The following is a 20,375-nucleotide window of genomic DNA, read 5'->3' as shown; positions in this document are numbered from 1 at the left end:
GCCGGTGCTACTGCCGGGAGAGGCCTGCGGGGCTGACCTCGAACGGGAAGGGACGTTCAATCTGGCCTGTCTCGCCAGCCTGCACCTCGGCCTGGTTGACGTACAGGCCGCCCGGGCGCAGTTCACCGAAGTAGATGCGGGGGGCGGGCTCGAGTTCGACGCGCCAGTAGTGCGCGATGCCGGCGGCCGCATACAGGTGGGGTTTCATCTTCCGGTCGGCTACTCGGGTTGAGGGGCTGGCGATCTCGACCACCACGAGCACGTCGTGTGCGTCCGTCGTCGCCTCGGCTGCCGCGGCTGCGGCAGCGTCCACGATCGCGATGTCGGGAATCAGGAGACCGTCCGGGACGACGACATTGACAGCTTCGAAGACCTCGACCGGTGCGCCGGCGGCCTCGGCCGCTGCATCCAGGAGATTCGCGAGGCGGCGGCTGACCCGCTGGTGCGGATAACCAGGGGCCGGGCTCATCATGAGCGAACCGCCCACAAGCTCGATGCGGTTGCGTGTGTCCTCGGGAAGCTGGAGGACGTCCTCCACTGTCCAGGGCCCGATGTGCTGGTCGTACGCAACGCTCATTTCCCTTCACCTCCTCCTTCACGCGGCACTGCCAGTGTGCCCCGCTCGGGCACTCGATGTCTCGCAGCCCGGGGCGACCGTGCCCTCGTGAACAAAGCCACCCGGGCGTTCCGGCGGGGCGCGCACCGGTCTTCCCAGCCCGGGTCGGTGCGGCGTGGCGGCCCCGATGTCCCCAGCCTCGGAGCGACGCCAGCAGCAAGTCTGCTTGGTCGGTTCCGCCGCACCCACCGGGTTCTTCTGCATGGGGTTCGCGAACCGCGCATCCGCGGCGGCGATGGTCTCACGGTGCTGCCGTGGCCATGTGGGCAGGAACCCAAGTGGTGGGTGGAGGGCTGACGCCGGACCAGCGATGCCCGGCGTGGTGGGGAGCGGAGACCAGTAGCTTCAGTTCAGTCGATGAAGTTCGCGCGTGACGAGTTCCGGGATTGCAGATGTTGCCATCTCCAACAGGTGCTCGATGGCGTTAGCGGTGCGGTCATTCGCTTTGTCGATGTTGATCGCTTTGACCCAGCTCTGGGGCTCATAGCGGGCAACACTGGCGAGGCCGTACAGCACACCCCACCAGGCGAGCAGAGGATGTAGTGGCCGCTGATTTCCTTCTATAGCTGGCAATACGTAGTGCACGTCTCCTCGATATGGAGTACCGAGGAGCGTCTCCACAGAAACATGCGGGTTGGGGTGATGGGGTACGTAGATTGTTCTGGGAAGGGAACTTGAATCCCGACGCCCTGTCTCCTGCCGGCCAACGCCATCGGGCGGCAGGAAGCGCCATTCCCCCAGGGTTGGGTAGTGGGCTAGGAATTCGGTGATGCGCTCTTCTTGGCTGAGACCGCCACTCTCCTCCCACACCCTTGCAGGGCAGAAGGTCAGGTTTATTGTGGACCATCCAGAAGGGAGTGGCGGTTCGTAGGCGGACTGCGCCTGTAGGTAGAGCGCAGGAAACCGGGGAGCCTCTTCAAGCGGCACATATCGGGTTTCTGGCAGAGAAGCCCACAGGTCACCCAGTCGCGCTCCGGAAATAGGGAGGCCCTCACACCCCAACGCTTGGGCTACCCCGGCAAAGGATGTCAGGCCGTGAGGATTTGGCTTCTTGGGTGGCATCAGCGAAATATTTCGCAACGGGCCTTGAGGGTTGGCTTCAATCCCGTGCCCCTTCAGATGCCAAGGCTGCCTACCCTGCTCGGCGGCGGGGAGACTCGGCGATACTGCCGCCAGTGCGCGTCCAGCCTGCGAGAGCCCATAAAAGAGGAGCAGGGGCTGAGTCTCAGGCCCAATGGTCTCAGCTGCCCGGAAAAGTTGCTCTGACTGCTCAAGGGCTGAGCGAAAAACTTCAGCTCGTTGGTCACAGCGGATCCCCTCCCGAGCTGCCCCTGGCGGAAGGGCGCGCATGCCTCGCAAGTTGCGCCAGGACTTGTCCCGCGGCATCCACGTCTGTTCCTCGAACGTGGGCTGGTACAACACGATGCTCCCCCCGCCAGCTGCCTCAAGCGCTCTATCGGCGTGGCCGCCTGACAGAGCGATCGGGCCATGCTGCCGCCTGCACACGAATGCTGTCGAGAGGTATACGGAGGCCGGGCCGGATGGCCAAGCCCGACTCTGCACCACCGGAGCCCGTATCAGCGAGCCCTGACTACGCGTGCGGTCCCCGGCAAAACATCCTCACCGAAACGGACGGCATTGTGCCGCCCTACGTTGACGCGGCCGTTTGCCGCGCGGATCAGTCGACGCGATGACCTCCGACAGCGTCAACTGCCCTCCCAACACGGTCCGGACTGCGGCTCCCTCACTCGATGGAGGCACAGCCGCGGGCGGCGCCTTGCTGGATCGTCGCGCCGAGTGCTTTGCTGTACGCGGGCTTGTGAACGCCCGGCCGCGTGAAGCAGAGGCCCCCGCAGCTCTTCACCGAGGACCGGCCAGAAGTATCACCACGCAGACAACTAGCTAGCTCAGCTCGCACAGCGCCACGCCGCCGGGGGCCGGCTCGGCGCGGAACAGCGACCCACGATGTCCCAGGCCCTGGCTCTCACCGAAGACCGTCGGCGCAGTACCGGCGAGTCCCACCAGGCGCTCTTCCCTCTCCTCACCGAGCCTGGCTTCCCTCTGACCATTCCTGCGGCCCGCCATCCCGAGCAGGCACAACTCGAGGCCGACCTGTTCCTCGCCTGCTGCAAGATCGGTGGCCTGTCGAAACACCCGCTCGGGATTGTCCAGGTACACCCCACGGACGACCAGCTCACCCTCCGGCTTCTGGCCGAGCCGTACGTCCTGCACTACTGGGCTGAGTTCCTCATGCCGCGCCCGAACCCTGACAGCGACGCCAGCCACCCGTGCGACAAGATCATTGGAGTACCTGGACTGCGATACCGCTGCGGGAACAGCAGCATCTGCCTGTACCGGCCCGGCATGCCGGCCAACATCGTGCTGACCGGATTCAACCCTCGCTGGTGGGAACGCATCATCGGCCGACTCGCCCCCGATTACGGCTTGTTCAACGACGAGCCGGGTTGGACGTCCCTCGAAAGCGCTGCATACTCCGCGGCCCTTACCCTGCCCTTCGAACCTCCGTCCCTGTTCTCCCCCCTGCTGCGCCGCATCTGTGCCACCGCCGGACCGGGGCCGATCAACGCCACCGATGCATGGAGCTCCATGGGCGGTATCCGGCTGGAGACGACGGACGGCCCGCCCTGCCCCGATCTCATCCGGCTTGTTGGGCACGGCCCCACCGGACTGGGCTGGCAGGTCGAGCGGAAAAGGTGCACCTGCCTGTGTGACCACCCCCATGGCGATGTCGGATGCAACATCACCTTCCGGGAGCCCAGCACGGGGAAACTCGTGTACTACTCCAACGGCAAATGGGGACGCACCCTCGACGACCCTCGCCGGCGCGAGGACATCGCCGAAATGAACCAGGCTGCTTTCAGCAGAATCCGGTATTAGGTGACAACGCAAGGACGGAACCGCGCAGCTGACGCTTCGCCAGTTAGCTCCATAGTTTGCGGGTGAACTCCTTTGCCCACTCCACGCGCTCCTGGTGCGGACCGTGGGCACGCACGGGGAGTTCGGGCCGACCTTGCACTTCGGGCAGGTGACCTCCTTCGCGTGCCAGGTCCGCGCCGCCGAGCCTGCGGTCTCCTGCCGTTTTTGCTCTCTCCTGCGCGGCCGAGAAGGCCGGGGTTCGGCCCGGGGAGGCAGCGGGGACGCGACGTCGACGGCCTGCTGCTGGCGTTCGTTGCGGGCGGCTTTCTGCTGCTCACCGGTTCCAAGGCGATCGTCGCCCTGGACGCGGCGCAGGCGTTCGTCGTGGGGAAGCTGTCGTTTCTCGCTGGGGCCGACGCGGTCGTCGTTGTCGCACAGCTTGCCCGGTCCGGCATGGCATCGCGGGCACGTCATTCGATACCAGTCGTCGCGTGGCACCTGGTGGTGCCACCGGACTGCCGTCTTCTCGGCTGCCTCCTTCGCATGGCTCGCCCGGGTGTCGTTCGGCTTCCGCTCCTGGGTGGGACGAGTGAAGCGGGCTTTACGCTCGTGCCCCTTCGGGGCACGCTGTATCGGCTCGGCAGGAGCCTCCACGTCTTGCCAGCCTTCTTCTGTTGCCGGGCCCTTTTCCGATCGTCCAGTTCCAGCTGCAGCCGCTCGTTGTGGCCGTCCTTGCGCGGTTTCCCGCTGCTGGGCCCCTCGACCAGAACGCAGTCCTTGCCTTGCTGCGCATCGCAGCGCGGACAGCTCCGGCGGATCCAGTACCGCCGTGCTACGCGCAGCTGCTCCCGCGGTCCTCGTGCCGCTCGTGTCTTCCAGACTTCCACACGCCGGGCTTCACCAGGGGGCAGAAGTTCCCCAGCCGAGGCCGCCGACCGCAGAAGCTCCTCGACTTGAGGGCGCACGTCGGGCGTGTACGTGTCGTACTCGCGAAGGCGTTGGAGTGCGCTGCGGACTCGGGCCGCAGCCCTTTGTGCTTCCCTCTCCGTGTCGGCTTCTGCTTCGACCGCGTCGCGCGTGCGGTCGTCCAGGCTCTCGAAGTACGTGGTCGCCCGCCGGTAGACGGCGGACTCGGTGTCCGTGCGATCCGCAGATGCCGTCGCATTGACGCGCGTCAGGAGCCTGCGTACTCGTCCAGGCTCCTGCTGGGTGACCGCCCTGGTCAGGTTGTCAAACAGCTTGCGGCGTTCCTTATTCTGTTCGGCCAGCCAGATCCCCGCGTGGCGGACGGCGGCCCTGAGTTGCTCCTGAAGCTCCTCGTCCACACCGGTCAGATTCTCGAGGTCCGCGCACACCTGCTTTACCACGGGCACGGACTCGATCCGACGTGCGTACACCAGCCGGCGCATGAGGGCCTGGGCGCGTGCCTCCGGCTCAGGCACCTTCCTCGCTTTGCCGGGCGACCACAGCGATGGACGCGGCGCTGTGCGGGCCTGAACGATTTCCTCAACCGCCGGCGTCGATAAACCGCGCTCCATCATCTCGCACTGGTCCAGAGCGAACCATTCGATCGGCCGGGCGAACGCCTCGGTTCCGATCTGTACGTGGCGCGCGGTGCCCACGCTGTTCAGGCGGATCCGGTGCACGTACCAGTGGCGGATCAGTGTGTCGCGGTCGACCGGCACCCTCGTCCCGAGGACCGGCTCGACACCGTTGTCCCACACCGGCATTACCGCCCTGTCCAGATGCACCCGTAGAGCGCCATGCCGCCAGCGCACATCCACGAGGGACCCGATCGGTGCCCCTTCGGTGCGGGTGTACTCGAAGGTCGCCTGCTCGCCGCGGTCGGCGAGCCAGGCCGCTGCCGCCGACCGCACATAGAGGTGGTCCGCGCTGTCCACTCCGCGGGAGTGCCGCCCGAACACCACCGTCGCCTGCGCCGGCCGGCATCCCTAGGTGTCGCCGACCGGGCCGCCGCTCAAATCCCTGGGAATGCGAGGCAGTGATGTCCTGTGCCGCCGAATTTTGGCCGTTTGCCATCGGACTTTGACCGACGCCGTCAGCCAGTTCGGAGGGCCTCGTTGCGTAGGGCGCGCAGCAGGGTCAACGCGTCCTGGTTGTCCGTGTCGGTGAAGGCGTGGATCGCGAGCAGGATGGATTCGCCGATCCGTTTGGCGGTGACGAGGTCGTCGCCGGCGAGGACGGCCTGGTGGTGCAGGGAGCCAGTCAGGAGGAAGACGATGCGCGCCATGGGATCGCCGTTGAGCTCCGCGACGCGCTGGCCGGTCTCGTCGTGGGTCATGGTGGCCTCGATGCCGAACGCGGCGAGCAGAACGCGGTGAAGCGTGTGCTGTCCGTACGCGGCGAGCAGGGCCGCCAGCGGGCGCTCGTGCGCGCCACCCGCCAGGACCTCTAGGGCGCCGTCGTTGTTCTGGACGACGGCCTCCAGCGCGGCCAGGGCCCGGAGATGGTCGTCGTTGGTCAGCTCGTCATCCATGGCATCGCAGAGTAGGTCGATACCCGGAGTGCGCAGTGATGTTTGGCGTGAAACCACCCGCCAGTGTCTTGGTGGTGGGCTGCCACCGGTCAAAGGCCGATGGCAGACGATGCTTGACATCCGGCGTGACAGGGGTGCGTGACAAAGGCCGTGACCCCCCGGCTCAGTAGTCGGTGGGGAGCATCAGGAGCAGTGCGGGCCACCCGTCGTCGCCCGGATGTACTTCGGCGTGCAGTTGCTCGCGGGCGACGGCTGCACGCCCGGACGCGGTGGTAGCGCCCGTGATCACATGGCTTTCCGCGTGGGGAGCTCGGGTCAGGGCGCGTTGAAGAGCGGTCAGGATCGGCGGCAGCCGGCCCTCCGGGTCATCGCCGATGTAGAGCTTCCAGGCGTGAGTGCTGAACGCCACAGGGACTGTGATCCCCGCAGCGTGGGTGGGCTGCGCCGGGACATCGACCAGCACACCCTGCGCGATGAGATCGGCCCTCGTGGGTATCGACGCCACGGGACCGGCCATGCTTTCGTTCACGCCCTCCAGCATCCCGTGGCCGCACGGCGGTCGCCGTCCCTCGAACGGGTGACAGTTCGCCCCGGAATCCAACCGCACTCCAGGGCTTCCTCGACGGGCAGCGCATCCCCCGGCCCCGGTCCTGGCGCATCGCCGCCCATCCCGCAGGCTGACGTGATCGCGCTCTGCCAGAAGGATCAAGATCAGAGAGGCGGCCGCCTAAGCTCAGGGTCCGGGACCAGGGGGGGGGCCTGGCCAACTGAGGGGTGGCGGCAGCCAGCTGAGTGCAACCTAGCCCAAGCCGATCCTCATTCGCCCGGCTTTGCCCGATTCAGAACCGCGCAAGCTCCAACTCCACGCCCTCTGAATAAAATCCCCGACAGCGTCAGGCACTAAAGCCGACGGCCGGCCGTTACAGGTTTCCTCGATGCCGTTCCCTCCGGCCTTCTACGCTCTGTCATATGAGCGTGGACACAGAGTGGTTGACTCGCGAACTGGTCGCGCGGACGGAGCGGGTGTTCCGCGTCCGCATACCTCGCGGCGGACGATCGATATCGCGGTGGATGCGGTCGAGCGTGACCTGCCCGCCGGATATCCTGCCCCGTCATTCGGCGAGACGGCCCGCCGCGGCGTTGTCGCGCTGATGGCGCGGGCCGGCTTGGAGAGATGTACGCCGAGAGCTGACCGGTACGTCAGGCGTGCCCGGTGCCCTGACCAACTTCCCCGCAGGTGAAGCAGCTTCCGAAGGGGCCATCTGCGCGTGAAGCAGCTTCCCCAAGCTCGGGGATCGCCCGGGAACGGGACGTACAAACGACCTCCCCTACCGCTGTCCACCAAGCGGGCCTCGCCCGTGATCAGATGAGAGAGACCATGACGAAAAGCCCGGAGCCCGGCGGCATCCTGACAGGCCTCTCCGACTTCGACGCCCTGGCCGGCGCTATGCCCCGCGGGCTCGTTACGGTCGTGGCGGCACGCTCGTCCTCCGGCACGACCGCATTCGCCCTGGGGGTGGCGCGCCACAACGCCGAAGCCGGTCACCAGGTGATCTTCGCCAGCTTCGAAGGCGGCACCGACACGATCATGAGCAACCTGGTCGCCGCCACCACATCGGTCAACGTGGACCGCCCCCTGTCGATCAACAGGGGCCGGCGCGCCCGTATCGACGACGCCCGCGCAGCGATGGAGCGATCCCGGCTGCGGATGTGGAGCAACCAGCTCAAAGGTGGCCGATGGCCCTTCAGTAATCTGTCCAAGGATCTGACGAGTCTGCCGGACCTTGATCTTCTCGTCATGGACGGGTACGGCATCGCCTCCTTCCAGGAGCCCTCCGACGGCGCCACCCTCACTGCGTTGCACCACCTCGCCCAGGAACGAAACTGTGCCGTTCTCGTGACCGCCCACCTTGTTCAGAATGTGGGCGCCCCCGACACCGAAACGCCTTCGCTGGCGGAGCTGGGTGTGCTGGACGGGGCCGTGGCGGGGGTCGAGACGATCCTTCTGTTGCACCGCCCCGACCGAGACGGGAACGCCCCAGAGCGGCGGGGCGAGGTCGACCTCATCGCCCTCCGAGGCTGGGAAACCACCGGCACGGCCACCGTCCGCTTCGAACCCGAATACCACCGCCTCGCCGACCTGCCCAACACCTGACCCTCAAGCTTGGGTGGCCCTACCCGGCGGTCCCCCCCGACTCCCACGCAGGCCCGCGCTCCAGGCGGGGTGATAGGTACCTCGGAACCAGCGCGCCAGATCGCCCGACCGGCAGAAGGGCCTGTAGGATCTCGCGCTTCGCTGCATACGCCGAGGCCGTGACCTGCGGCTTCTCGCGGTGTCTCACGACGCTTCATCTGAGGCTGTCTCAGCGGCTGGTGCATTTCCTCCGGGGGCACGATGCCTCGCCGTACCGGGCAGGCCACTGACCTGCGGTGTCTCACGGCCCGCTTCATAAGTGCAGTCGATATGAAGCGGGCGGTGAGATTATGACACTGGATTTGAGACGCTACAACAGTACAGCTCAGGCCGTCGCCATATCGACGAACCGGGAGTAGTGACCTTGATATGCGACGGTAATTGTGGCAGTCGGCCCGTCGCGATGTTTCGCCACGATGAGATCAGCTTCGCCAGCACGGGGCGAATCTCTCTCGTAGGCGTCTTCCCGGTGAATCAGGATGACGATGTCTGCATTGTCTTCAAGAGCTCCGGAGTCTCGCAGGTCGTTCATCATCGGCTTCTTGTCCACCCGTTGCTCTGCGGCACGGTTAAGTGTGGAAACAGCGATGATGGGGATCTGTAGTTCCTTAGCAAGTAGTTTGAGGCATCGTGAAATTTCCGAGATTTCCTCGTAGCGTGAGCCCAGTTGGCGTGTGCCGTAGTTGAGCAGATGGAGTGCGTCGACAGCGATCAGTCGGAGTCGTTGTTGCGCGTGCAGGCGTCGGCAATGGGCGCGCAGGTCAGTGAACGTCCTGTATGCGGTGTCCTGGATGAACAAGGGGGCGGTGCTGACGTCCGGCATGCGCCGGGCGAGCCGTGTCCAGTCGTCGTCGGTGAGGATGCCAGCACGCATGTGGTGGAGTGCAACGCGGGCCTCCGCGGACATGATGCGTCGGCTGATGTCGAGGCGTTCGAGTTCCAGCGTGAACAGAGCGGCAGCAAGGTTGTTTTTGATTGCGGCGTTCCGCAGGAGGTTGAGGACGAAAGTTGACTTGCCCATGGCGGGGCGGGCGGCGATGACGATGAGCTGGCCGGGGTGGAGACCGCCGGTGAGCAAATCGAGATCTGTGAATCCGGTGGGTACTCCCGTTTGGCCGCCTGCATCGAACTCGTCCAGCAGGCCTTCCAGGATGTCGCCGAGCGCGTAGGAGGGCGGCAGCCCGGTGCGGCATCGCACGGTTGCGGCGAAGATCTCTGCCTGGGCAGCGTCTGCGAGCTGGTCGATGTTCTCCGCGTCCCCGCCGACGGCCATGTCCTCGATGTGGACCGCGGCTTCTCTTGTCCGTCGCAGGACCGCGAAGGCCTGGACTCGCTCAGCCTGTCTCATCCAGGTGTCACTGCGTTTTGAAGATCCTCCTGCCACAGCCCTGAGGTACTCGTCTCCCCCAGCCCGCTCCAGCTGCTCGTGCTTCACCAGTTCGGCAGCAACCGCAATATGGTCATGGGGCTCGTTGCGGGAGTAGAGGTCCAGGATCGTGGTGTAGATCAGTCCGTGTGCGGGCCGGTAGAAGTCGTCGGGATGCAGAATCTCGACGATGTCTGCCACCGCGTCAGAGGATCCGAGAACGGCTCTCAGGACTGCCTTCTCGGCGTCCATCGAATACTGCGTTACACCGTCAGGCTTCTCCACCTGTGCTCCTTTGCTGATGGTTGCTGTGCGGCAGCTCTCCTGGCCTTGGCCGCGGGGACGGCGGCGTGATCCTGACGGCCGAGCCCAACTGACGTGCTCTGATCAGCGCCTGGTAGTAGACGGTGGCTGCGGATCTTTGCCCCGCTTGTTGCCGGCTTCTGTGCTGCTGCGGCTCCCGGTCTTCCCCCAATCGACCTTCAGGCTCGCGGGCCGTGTCTTGGCGCTGTCGGCTCAAGGCAGCCATGAGTTTTGGCGGTGTCCCAGCGTCGGCACCGCAGACGACTGGGGGCGGGATATCCGGAACATGCACACGTATGCGGCGGACCTGGACCCTGCTCAACTGATCGTTGAGCCGAGTAATGAGTAGCGGGGCGAGCAGTTGTAGCTGTGCGGCCCATGCCGCTGAGACCGTGTGCACGTGCAGGGCACCACTGTCAGGGTCAAAGGAGATGGGGCGAACGTTGTCGGCGAGCGCTGCAGATACCCTCTCCCATTCGGCGTATACGCTACGGATCATCTGTGCCTGTGGAGTATTGATCTGCACGTCCGCGAACAGCTCGTAGAGCGCCGTCCGCAGAGGTACGGCGCTGGTGCCGCGCCGGTCCTTCCTTCTGCGCGGGATGGCCCCTACGCCGTCTTGGGCCATGCGGCGCCGCGCCCCCTCTCTCGCGGCACGCAGGGCCATCCGGGCGAGATCGTTCTCGACGCTTCCGGGTTCAGCCGGCCGCCCTTGATGCGTCATTGGCTGCCCCAGCAGACGGGAGAAGGACGTGGTACCCGCACCGCGATCGAACTACGCCCCACGCAGAGTCGTTCCTTTCACACCGGACAGTGCTCTCAAGCCCTTGGAGTTGTCGTTCCAGCGGCAGCAGCCGTTCCTCGCTCATCAACTGCCGAATCAGCGTCGGCGTTTGACGTCCCGGCGAGCGTCCAGATAGCCGTCGGCGCGCCCTTCACGGTCAGGCGCCACCGCGGGGACGGTTTCGGCGGACCGTTCAGCCACGCCGCCGCCAGCTCTGTCGCTGGCAACCTAGATCGTTCGCAGTCAAAGCATGCGGCCCAGCTGGAGGATCACTACTTTCAGACCCCCCAGATCTGGAGCAGTCGGAGATGGCGGGCCAGGTGAAAGAGAACCGCAGCCATGCGGCCCGTTGGCGTTGCCCTCCAGGCGGGGCTCGACCGTCTGCTCGGTGAGGCGCCGACAAGCGCCACAGGTCTTGCAGCCTTCGTGAGGACGAGAGCGGGGTGTGCCTGGGGGAGCCAGCCTTCGACGGGGCCTGCTAGTAGCAGCGGCTCGTGCGCCGTCGTGGTCAGAACGAGCGGCACCCCGATGCGGATGTCCGAAGAACTCGATGGGGGTGCCGCAGAACTGCACCGTGTTGCGCCGCCTCTCCGCAAACAACTTGCTGACGTTCGAGCGGTGCACACGGAGGTTGTGCGTCATGAGACCTCTCTGAAGCAGGGGCCGAGCCTCGACAACGGGTGCCGGAACACGGATCGTAGTGCCACGATCACCCGACCACGATCGGTTTAGTGAAGCGCGATCAGCCAGCGGCGCAGCCCTCGTCGGACAGAACACGGCCAGCCATCTGGCCCAGCCGGACCGACCAGCTCACAGGCTCCGCCGCCGTACACGACGCCGGATCGCTCAGGCGCCGCAGGCGCTCGTCGAGAAGGTAGTGAGCAGTGCGCTGACGTGCCAACAACGCCGCTTCACGCGCCGGAGCGTCAGCGTCAGGCCCTTGGCGGTAGAAGTCGTGCGGGCGACGTGCCTGCTCCGCCGACCAGGCACGTTGGGCCTCAGCGTCCGCCTCTGGGCAGTGTGCCAGGGCGGCGAGCGCCAGGCGTCGTGCCTCCTCGCGTAGCTCTTCGGCGCGGTGCTGCACCGCGTAGGCGGTGCTGGCCGCCACCGCCTCCGGCTCTTCGACATGGCAGCTCCCGCTCAGGGCGTCGCGCAGCAACTGCCCGGCACGTTCCGCCTCCTGACGCAGCACGACCAGGGCCCGATCCGCCGCGGCCTGCAACTGGCCGTTGGAGAAGTCGACGGCCGTCCACGCCGCCTCCGCCCACGCGGCCTCCTGCAACACCTCCCGCGTGCGGCGCCGGTAGCCGCACGCCTCACACAGTCCGCCGGCCTGCGGCTGCCCGCAGTCCTCACACGCCAGCGCCTGCTGGACCGCATCGGCCGCAGCCGCAGCCGCCCGTTCGGCAGCGGCCCGCTCCTGGTCAGCCACGCGAGCTGCGTCGCGCCGGGCCTTGTTCGCGCGGGCCTGCTCCTGACGACACACGAGATCCTCCGCCTCGATGGCGACCCGCTCGCGCAGCCGCTCTTCAAGGATGTGACGGCGCTTGCCGTCTGCCAGCCCGGGCAGCTCCCGGTCAATGTCCGCGCCGATCCGGGCACGCCAGGCACGGCGGAGGTGGATGACGTTGCCGCAACTCTCGCACTCGCCGCCGGTGTCCAGCCGGATTCCGTCGTCGCAGCGCCGGTCGGTGCACGACGGCCGCCGCACCAGACCCCGGCCGATCAGCCACCCGTACGGCTTGTCGACCAGGACCTCACCGCCGGTCTCCTGAAGGCGGTCAGCAAGCCGGTCTGCCAGGAGTCGTGGCGCATGCTCCGGCACTACACCTAGGCCCGCCAGCTGCTTCAGCTCCGCCTTCGCGGCCTGCTCCACCTGGTCCTGCTGCCAGCCTGACAGCTGCTTCCACAGCCACGAGACCGGCCCCAGAGCCACCCGCAGACCAAGATCAGCGGGAAGGGCCATCCTCCGCGGCTGTTGCGTTTTGCCACCGCGCACGGCTTTCGGCCGGAAGCGCTCACCGGCCGCGGCAGTGCGCTGCCCCACCTGCTCGTCGATCGGGGACTTCTTCGGCTGTTCCCCGCGTAGCGGGCTGTCCTCAGCCACCGGCGACCCGGTCTTGGCAACGCCGGTTGCGGCGGCGACGGGCTGGTCCTCGCGCATGCACACGCGCTCCGGCAGACGGCCTTCACCCCCACGGCTTTCGCCGGAAAAACGACGATCAAGCTGTGGAGGAACCACAGGAGGCACCACAGAAGCGTGGTCTGCGTGGAGCTCTGCACTATCGGGACGCTCCTCATCCGCCGCATCCCCGGCGCCCTCAGCGCCGCAGATCTCAGTCCTACCAAGGGCCACAGCAGCACCGGTCGGAGCATGATCTTCGACTGCACCATCGGGACGCTGCGAAAATACGGCGCCAGGCCCCAAAACCGCCTCCACAGGGGCCAGAGTGCGGCCGTACGCGCGGGCGACGGGGAGCAGCATGACCTTGCCCCGGCCGTTCATCCGCGTCGACGTCGGCTTCCGTTGCCGCGCGACGACACCAGCCTCCGCCAGCCGGGCCAGGACCTTGCGGGCCCCCGCCGGCGAGCAGCCCAGCAGCCGGGCCAGCGTTGCAGCCCCCCGCCCCTCCTTCGCCTTCACCGAGCCACCGCACAGCCGCAGCCAGCCCGACGCCCTCGTGTTCAGCACCATCAGCAGCAGCCCGAGCCGGTCGGTCGCAGCCCCCTTACCTCGACGGCCGGCCAACAGCCCCGGCGGCGTCGGCTTCTTGCCCTCCGGCGCCCAGCCGTGCCCGAACAGGGACTCCAGGAGGCGCAGCAGCGTCGCCAACTCCGCCTTCGACAGCGCCAGCGGGTGCCCCGCTCCCCCGCTCTTACGGGCGTTCCACAGCGGCATGACCAGGCAGTCGAGCCCGGTCGGATGCCCCTTCTCGTCCGTCACCACCTTGGTGTGCACGGCGTCCGACGCACGCAGCGGCGCCAGCACCCGCCGGCTGACCGTGGACTCGCCCACGCCCATCCAACGACCCAGCTCCGCAACCCAGATCGACGTCACGTTGTCGGTCTTCGCACCCTTCGGTGCCCGCGACTTCGCGTACAGCACGACGGCCGCGAGCTTCGCCACGTCCGACTGCCCGGCGATTGACGGGTGGGCCAGCAGCGCCTGGACCGCAGCGAGAAGCCGCAGTCGCATCGCGCGGCCCAGACGCAGCGGGTCGTCCAAGCAGCCGTCGCCTGGCGTCCCGGAGGCCGGTACCGACCGCAGCACGGCCCGCTGCCGAGGAATGCCCGCAGAGCTTTCCGTGGCATCGCCAGCCGGGTACGGGTGCACCGCGGCGAGCGCCGCTTTCGACATCACAGGAACGCACCCCCGCCCACACAGCACATGGGGGTGAACGGGAACCTGCCGCTGACCCGATCGTTGCGCGGATCATTGCAGCCAAGAAGAACTCTGCCGCCCGCCGGAGCAGTCTGCCTCCCGATCCGAATGTTCAAAGCTGCATTTGTGTGCAGCACATCACCCGCCGACTCCGCTCGAAACCGGATCAATCGGGCGTAGCGAGGCTGGAAAAGGGCATGGCGATGCTGCACACTTACTCCTGTCGCGGAGGCATCGCCAAAACGGCACGACGAAGCCCCCTAGAGGTGCTTCGGGTTCGGTGAGAACCAGTACGAGCGTCCGGTCGGTTGCTAGCCGTGAGGACGACCCCTTCGGGCGGAGCTGCTAACTCTGTCCGGTGTCAGGGGGCTGCTCAGCTGAGGTGCTGCTAACACCTCGAGGACTGAGCGCCCCAGCGGCTGAGAGCATTTGGGCCCGCCGCTTCAGGTAGCTACAACGTCATGACCTCCACGGGAGAGGCCGAGCTGTGCCGCTTTCCAGCACAGAAGCCGCAACGGCCCCAGCGGAACAACGCCGCGGGAGCGAGGGGATCAGGGTCCGCATACACGGGTGTCCCGCCGGAGCGACGCGCTGGCGTCGCTTCAACGGCGGGGTGGTGTGTGTCCACGCGCGGGTACGGGTACCCTGCATCACGTGACCGCCTTTCTCTCGAAAAGGTGGGTCGCCGGGCCGAGAGTCTTCTCCCGGCCGAGAGCCCCCACGGACTTGCCTAAGGTCCCGGGGGCTTTTTCTTGTCCTACTACGGATCAAGACCGGGGCTAGCCTACTCCCCTGACGCCCCATGGAGTGACTCCAGGTGACACCGTGTCGGGCACCTTCTTGACGCGCTGTCACCTTTTGCGTAGCCCTTGTCAGTCAGATCTGTCAGGCCCGTTGAAGTGCAGTGGAGTAGTAGTACGACAGAGCTGCTTCAGCTCCTGAGCCCTGCGCTGTGGGGATGCGCTGGTACCGGCCTGACCGAAGATCTCCGGCGATGAAGATCCGACGGTGTTGTATGTCCGGCGGGCAGTATCCACCCTCGTCAACCGCCAGGCCCTTAAGAGCCGCTGGCCGATTGCCGAGATTGCTCAGCACCGCCGTTGCGGCATAGCTGCTGCGTTCTCCGTGCCGATCTTCGACCGTCACGATGAAGTCGGCCCCGGGGCCCACTTGTGAAACGACGACGCGAGAAACCGGAACTACCCGAACTCGGTGGTCCCCTGACACTTCCGCAAGTTTGTAGTCGTCCGACGGCGGAGCGAGGACATTAAGCGTGGCGGAAGACTGAGGATGAGCCCGCAGCCAGGTGCCGAGCGGCCTGTCCCCCCCAAGCACGTAGGTCTGCGGACCGACCTGCTCAGGCTTTGCACGCCACAGCGGAGGCGCGGCCAATGAAGGCGCTGCGCTGATCCAGTCGGTGTCGGCGGGCGTCATCGCGGTCACGCCCGTGCCGACCACGGCCACCTGAGCGGTGAGCACTTGGGCGTCCGCGAGGAAGACCTCCGCTCGGTCGGAGTGTCCCTTGACCCCTACGGCTCGGGATCGGACCAGCGAACACCGACCAGCCTGCTCGAGGCGGGACAGATCCGCGGCCAGTGCCTCGGCCAGCTGGGGGCCGGTCGTCCAGTTGCCGGAGACGTTCTCCAGAGCCCCAATTGTCTGAAGCTTGCCGCCGACGCTGTCGGCCTCCACGACGAGGACCTTCATGTTGAGGCTGGTGGCCATCAATGCAGCCGCCACACCAGCGGGGCCGGCCCCGACGACCAGGACGTCGGCGTCGAACGTAGGTGTACTCACTGGATCTCCCCAGTTTCGCTGATGCGAGACAGAGCGACTTCGCTGGTGATGAGTTGATCGGTGCCCAGGTTGCGGGTTGCGAGCAACAGGGCGGCCTCGTGGTACTGGGAGCCGCCGCTGGAGGCACACGCATCGGTGACGATCCATGGCCGGTAGCCCCGTTGGTAGGCGGCCGTAGCCGAGTCGTACACGCAGGCATCGGTGTCGATTCCGCACATCACCAGGTCACTCCAGCCAGCGTCCCGGATGAGCCGTGACCCCTCGGGTGTGAACGCGGACGCCTGTGACTTGTCGATGACCAGAGCCGCATCGTCGATGAGGGGAGTCAGCTCCGCCACGAACGCCTGCTCTTCGGCGGTGCGCAGCCGCTTCCAACCGGAGATCGTTTCGTACGGTGAGCCCGGTGCGTTGTGAAATCGGGTGAAGACCACCGGACCGCCGGCTGCTCGCCAGCCGTCCACCAGCCGTACGACCGTCGGGACAACGCTGCGGCTGTGCTGGTTGACGAAGCCCTGCTGTACGTCGATAACCAGTAGCGCTGTCGATCGCGGGTTCAACCCGTCCACCTTTCCCATGGCCATCAGGGGTTGCTGTCTCGGAGGGCGTCCTGAGCGGCACGCAGCCGATCGGGGAGCTCGCTCGTGGTCAAGATCGCTTCGCGCATCACGCGGTGCTGAGCCGTCTCGGTGGGACGCGCGGTTGTGAGCCGGTAGTACGCACTCCGCAGAAATCGCCAGCCGTACTTGGGCGGCATCACAGGGTCGTGGCCGTCCTCGACTGTGTGCAGGACGTGGCAGGAGAGAGCCCACAACGCCTGGACATCCAGTTCCAAAGTGATGATCTGACTCGTCGTCAGGGCACGCTCATCCGGCTGAGGATGGTAGGAGACCCCGGACCAGCCAGCCACACCCTGCGAGACGCCGCCTCCGAAGGGGAGAGCCTCAGGGTGAGACCATCCCTCGCGGAATTTGGCGGCCTCGACGTCCGGTCCGAGCGAGACGACGTTCTCCGGGTCCTGGCGGTTGACCAGGACAGAGGGCGTGGCCAAGAGTTGCAGCGCCGTGTCCAGACCTGCGCCCGCCCAGGAGTTCTCGCGGAGTTCGTAGACCGACAGCACGTACTGCGGCGCGGGCACTTCGTGCGCGGGAGCTCCTTCGGCAGCGTGAAGCTTCATGAGCTGAGTGATCTGCTTGCCCGCCCAGTCGGGTTCCTTCAGGTAGGTGCGATATCGCCACACGGCCAGATCAGTCAGCGATTCGACGCGGTGATGCTCTTCCAGGTGCACGACGGCAACGCCACACCCGTAGACGTGGACCACCGACGACTGGGCCGAGCGGTGTCCTATCGGAAGCGTCCGCCGCTCTAAGCCTCCTGGGCCGCAGGGCGCTGGAGCGCCGACGGAGTAAAGGGGGGCGATCCGCTCGCCCACGTAGGCTGGCAGGAACCTATGGGAGACGACGGTACAAGGCGTCGGCATCGGAGCGTCGACCCCCACGGCCGCGACGGCGGTGCCGTGAAGAGCGGCCAGGCGTAAGCGGAACGCCTCCTGCTCCTCGGGGGTGCACTGGTGCAGCGCCGTATCGAGGATCTGCGCCATCTGCGGACGACACACGCTGGCCCTGTTCCTCTGCCAGTGTGAAACCGTCCGCGGACTGATGCCGAGATGATCAGCGAATCCCCGCACCGACGCGCGCATTACCGATCGCAACAGCAGTGCCTCCTCGCCTGTCCACTGCTCAACTGCGATCACTACACACCCCTATGACGCTCCGTTGCCAGGCAGGAAGAGTCCTGTTGCGACGCTATTGCTACACCCCTTCTACGCGGGGACATCTCGCGAAGGTGCCTGCGACCCCGAAGCTGATCTCCGTCGAAGTGATGCCTATGACGAACGGGGGACGCCGTGGTTGCCACTCCAGGAGAACGAGGCAGTACAGCGTCATGGTTGGGCTCAGGACTGTGCCGACCCGCTGTTCTGGTTCTTCTCGACACGTTCGAGTCGCGCAGTCAGATCGGCGATCTGCTCTTCGAGGCGCCTGATGGTCTGCGCAGTCGGGTCGGCAAGCGCATCGAGGGCGTTCTCGCGAATAAAGCTCCCGCGGCCCGTGTGGGAGTAGATGACTCCGTCCCGGCGGAGCTCGGCGAAGGCGCGCTGCACCGTTCCGGGCGCGACGGCGTACTTGTTCGCCAACTCCCTGGTGCTCTGCAGTTTGTCGCCTGGCTTGAGTTGCCTGAGCCGGACCTGTTCGCGTACGTCCTGCGCGATGCGCTCGAAGGGTTGCATGGCCTCGTCCGTCATGAGCCACATCGTAGAGCCACCTCGCTCGGATAGATAGCCTGCCCAACCTGGTTGACACGGCGCCTACCGTACTGGTTAGGTTATCCATGTCGACACGGTTGGTCGCCTCGGCGCCAACGGCGAAGACGTAAGACAGCACCACTGCACCATCGCGGTTCCTGCGCCCCGTCTTTTCGGAGATGGGCAGGTGGTCGGAGGCGGTAGCACGATCAAACCCCCCGGCCGGCAGGACTGCTGCACGACCTCAGCGCTGATGCGCTGTCTATCCGCCGGGATTCGGGCTGTTGGCTCGTGGGCCTGGTGGGTGGAAAGAGCATCCGCCCCGCGAGTACCCCTCTTCTCTCTTGCTCCCGAGGAGTCGCCATGCCTGAGCTCGCCATGCCCAAGGCCGCTAAGCGCAAGGGCCGCACCCATACCTCCCGCATCAGTCCCCTCGACGCGCTCGCCCTCTCCACCCTGTCGCCCGGACACATCGACATGCGGACCGTGGAAACCACACAGACCCGCCGTATCTCGCTGGTGTGCCCGGACTGCGGCACCTGGGTGGCCGTGACCCACCACCGTGGCACCTACCTGCTCAAGCTCGTCCCGCACCACACCGGCAAGGCCGACGTCGACGCCGCGATCCGCTGCCGATCCAGTAACCGCCTCGTCGATGTCGACGTCACCGACGACGCCTGGCGCCGCCAATACAGGGACTGGGCACGCGAAGAGCGCCTCGCCGTCGACCTCACCCGCCACCGCCGCGCCACCGTACAGACCCTCAAGGTCGCCCGGCCCCAGGAGCGCCCCGCCGATCGGCGAGCCCAGTGGGAGCGCGCGGTGCCCGTCACCCGCCGGGCCGACGCCGCCCGTACGGTTCCCGCCGAAGCGATCCCCACCAGTCGCGGCCGGGCCGTCGACGGACCCGCCGGCGCTCCGCTGGCCATGATCCCCCAGACCCCTGGAGACCCCCGCTCCGTCCGCGCTCTGGCCACCGGCATCCTCCGCGCCATGGCCGACGCCGGCCAAGACCAGTGCGCGAGCGACGCCCTCGCAGAGCACCTCACCCGCGCCGCCTACACCCACCTGGCCACGATCGCGGGCCGCCCCCTGACCCCGGCAGACCAGCCCACGCACACCGCCCTGGTGACTTCGGTCAGGGCCGCGCTACCCGCCCCGGCCCCGGGCGAGACCGCCACCGCGTACACCACCCGCTGCCGGTCCACACTCGCCGCCTGACCCACCGGCCCAGACGAACGACCAAGGCCCCGTCCTCCCCGTAAGAAAGGGGAGGACGGGGCCTTGGCTGCTCGTACGACCAGCCAAACATGCGACAGCCCTGGCGACTTGAGACCCCCGGGGCTGTCCAGGACCTACGTGGAGGACCTGATGCAGCCCAGCATCGCACAGCACCCCACCGACTCCGACCCGGACATGGACGAGGCTCTGCGCCGCGTCCGGCAGGGACGGTGAGCGGCATGGACTGGCGTCACAACGCGGTGTGCCGCGAAGAGGACCCGGAGCTGTTCTTCCCGATCGGTAACACCGGCCCGGCGCTCATGCAGATCGAGGAAGCGAAGGCCGTGTGCCGCCGCTGCCCGGTCATGGAGCGCTGCCTGCAGTGGGCGCTGGAGACCGGCCAGGACGACGGCGTCTGGGGCGGTCTGTCCGAGGACGAGCGGCGCTCGATCAAGCGCCGGGCCGCTCGCCGTCGGCTCAAGGCAAACAAGGCGGCGGCATGACAGACGCCGACCAGAAGCGACTGGAGGACGCGGTCCGTAAGGCCAACAAGCAGTCTGAGGACGCGCGGCGGGCTCGTGGCTGAATCCCTGTATGACCGGTATATGAAGTCAACAGCCGCCTACCGCGCCCACGTTGTGGAGTGCGGGAAGTGTTCGCCGACCGTGGCCGGCTGCACTGCGGGCCGCGGGCTGTACGAGTTGTTCGGTCGGCTTCAGGACGCCTACCTCGCCCGCCTCCGGCACAGCTGAACAGCCCGACGGCACGCAACTCGCCGCCCGCGTACTGCTGTTCCGCCTACCGGCCGCCCACCCCGCGGGCGGCCGGCCTCTTCCCATGCCTCGGCCCGGGCAAGCCTTGGGCCCATCCGCTCGCAGGAGATCACACATGCGCCCTACTAGCTCTCCCAACAGTGCCCCGGCCGATAGCACCGCCCCGCAGCCGGAGCCGATGTGCCGCCATCAGCCCGCGTGCCCGACGGCATTCAGCTCGGACTGCGAGGCCGCGAAGACCGTGGCCACCCACCCCGAACAGGGAT

18 protein-coding genes are annotated in these 20,375 nt (G+C 66.8%); 6 read left to right on the top strand and 12 right to left on the bottom strand.

Features of this window, described 5'->3' with window-relative positions; genetic code table 11:
* Positions 1-7: 7 nt before the first annotated feature.
* A complete protein-coding gene (locus N4G70_RS34435) occupies positions 8-577 on the bottom strand; it encodes a Uma2 family endonuclease (RefSeq protein WP_261716716.1) in 570 nt (189 codons plus the stop codon).
* A gap of 384 nt (positions 578-961) precedes the next feature.
* Positions 962-1,966, bottom strand: a complete 1,005-nt coding sequence (locus N4G70_RS37260) for a YaaC family protein (protein ID WP_399037870.1) — start codon at positions 1,964-1,966, stop codon at positions 962-964.
* Positions 1,967-2,581: 615 nt separating this feature from the next.
* Here N4G70_RS37260 and N4G70_RS34425 point away from each other — a divergent pair.
* Positions 2,582-3,514 (top strand): hypothetical protein, encoded by a 933-nt coding sequence (locus N4G70_RS34425; RefSeq protein WP_261716714.1) that lies wholly within the window; start codon positions 2,582-2,584, stop codon positions 3,512-3,514.
* Positions 3,515-3,963: 449 nt separating this feature from the next.
* On the opposite strand, the gene N4G70_RS34420 is transcribed toward N4G70_RS34425, so the two are convergent.
* The 3 genes from N4G70_RS34420 to N4G70_RS34410 form a co-directional block, all read right to left on the bottom strand.
* The gene (locus N4G70_RS34420; RefSeq protein ID WP_261716713.1) at positions 3,964-5,394 is read right to left on the bottom strand and encodes a hypothetical protein; all 1,431 of its coding nucleotides are present in this window, start codon (positions 5,392-5,394) and stop codon (positions 3,964-3,966) included.
* Between the two features lie 158 nt (positions 5,395-5,552).
* Positions 5,553-5,990 (bottom strand): hypothetical protein, encoded by a 438-nt coding sequence (locus tag N4G70_RS34415; RefSeq protein WP_261716712.1) that lies wholly within the window; start codon positions 5,988-5,990, stop codon positions 5,553-5,555.
* Positions 5,991-6,153: 163 nt separating this feature from the next.
* Positions 6,154-6,519: a hypothetical protein gene (locus N4G70_RS34410; RefSeq protein WP_261716711.1), complete on the bottom strand. Its 366-nt coding sequence runs from the start codon at positions 6,517-6,519 to the stop codon at positions 6,154-6,156.
* A gap of 708 nt (positions 6,520-7,227) precedes the next feature.
* Here N4G70_RS34410 and N4G70_RS34405 point away from each other — a divergent pair.
* Positions 7,228-8,145, top strand: coding sequence for a DnaB helicase C-terminal domain-containing protein (locus N4G70_RS34405; RefSeq protein ID WP_261716710.1), 918 nt, complete (start codon positions 7,228-7,230; stop codon positions 8,143-8,145).
* A 364-nt stretch (positions 8,146-8,509) separates the two neighbouring features.
* Here the strand turns inward: N4G70_RS34405 and dnaB are convergent, their stop codons facing one another.
* The 7 genes from dnaB to N4G70_RS34375 all read right to left on the bottom strand — a co-directional run bounded on the left by dnaB (position 8,510) and on the right by N4G70_RS34375 (position 18,115).
* On the bottom strand, positions 8,510-9,835 hold the full coding sequence (gene dnaB / locus N4G70_RS34400; RefSeq protein WP_261716709.1) for a replicative DNA helicase: 1,326 nt from the start codon (positions 9,833-9,835) through the stop codon (positions 8,510-8,512).
* A complete protein-coding gene (locus tag N4G70_RS37255; RefSeq protein ID WP_399037886.1) occupies positions 9,822-10,352 on the bottom strand; it encodes a DciA family protein in 531 nt (176 codons plus the stop codon). The genes dnaB and N4G70_RS37255 overlap by 14 nt, the downstream gene beginning before the upstream one ends.
* Positions 10,353-11,379: 1,027 nt before the next feature.
* A complete protein-coding gene (locus tag N4G70_RS34395) occupies positions 11,380-13,863 on the bottom strand; it encodes a hypothetical protein (protein ID WP_261716708.1) in 2,484 nt (827 codons plus the stop codon).
* 1,041 nt (positions 13,864-14,904) lie between these two features.
* Positions 14,905-15,816 carry an FAD-dependent oxidoreductase gene (locus tag N4G70_RS34390; protein WP_261716707.1) on the bottom strand — a complete coding sequence of 304 codons (912 nt, stop codon included), beginning with the start codon at positions 15,814-15,816 and terminating at the stop codon, positions 14,905-14,907.
* Entirely contained in the window at positions 15,813-16,397 is a 585-nt protein-coding gene (locus N4G70_RS34385) for an isochorismatase family cysteine hydrolase (protein WP_399037863.1), read from the bottom strand. The genes N4G70_RS34390 and N4G70_RS34385 overlap by 4 nt, the downstream gene beginning before the upstream one ends.
* Positions 16,397-17,566 carry an XRE family transcriptional regulator gene (locus N4G70_RS34380; RefSeq protein WP_399037860.1) on the bottom strand — a complete coding sequence of 390 codons (1,170 nt, stop codon included), beginning with the start codon at positions 17,564-17,566 and terminating at the stop codon, positions 16,397-16,399. The genes N4G70_RS34385 and N4G70_RS34380 overlap by 1 nt, the downstream gene beginning before the upstream one ends.
* Before the next feature lie 201 nt (positions 17,567-17,767).
* Positions 17,768-18,115, bottom strand: coding sequence for a GntR family transcriptional regulator (locus N4G70_RS34375; protein WP_261716705.1), 348 nt, complete (start codon positions 18,113-18,115; stop codon positions 17,768-17,770).
* 363 nt (positions 18,116-18,478) lie between these two features.
* Between N4G70_RS34375 and N4G70_RS34370 the strand changes: the two genes are divergently transcribed.
* The 4 genes from N4G70_RS34370 to N4G70_RS37250 form a co-directional block, all read left to right on the top strand.
* A complete protein-coding gene (locus N4G70_RS34370; RefSeq protein WP_261716704.1) occupies positions 18,479-19,336 on the top strand; it encodes a hypothetical protein in 858 nt (285 codons plus the stop codon).
* A gap of 108 nt (positions 19,337-19,444) precedes the next feature.
* The gene (locus tag N4G70_RS34365) at positions 19,445-19,570 is read left to right on the top strand and encodes a hypothetical protein (protein ID WP_261716703.1); all 126 of its coding nucleotides are present in this window, start codon (positions 19,445-19,447) and stop codon (positions 19,568-19,570) included.
* 5 nt (positions 19,571-19,575) lie between these two features.
* Positions 19,576-19,839, top strand: a complete 264-nt coding sequence (locus N4G70_RS34360) for a WhiB family transcriptional regulator (RefSeq protein ID WP_261716702.1) — start codon at positions 19,576-19,578, stop codon at positions 19,837-19,839.
* 334 nt (positions 19,840-20,173) lie between these two features.
* Positions 20,174-20,375: DUF5999 family protein (locus N4G70_RS37250; protein ID WP_399037855.1), on the top strand; the 202-nt coding region annotated here is incomplete at its 3' end.

It is taken from the genome of Streptomyces sp. ASQP_92 (genome assembly GCF_025399895.1).
GTDB lineage: Bacteria > Actinomycetota > Actinomycetes > Streptomycetales > Streptomycetaceae > Streptomyces.
This window is presented reverse-complemented; position numbering and strand designations above follow the sequence as displayed.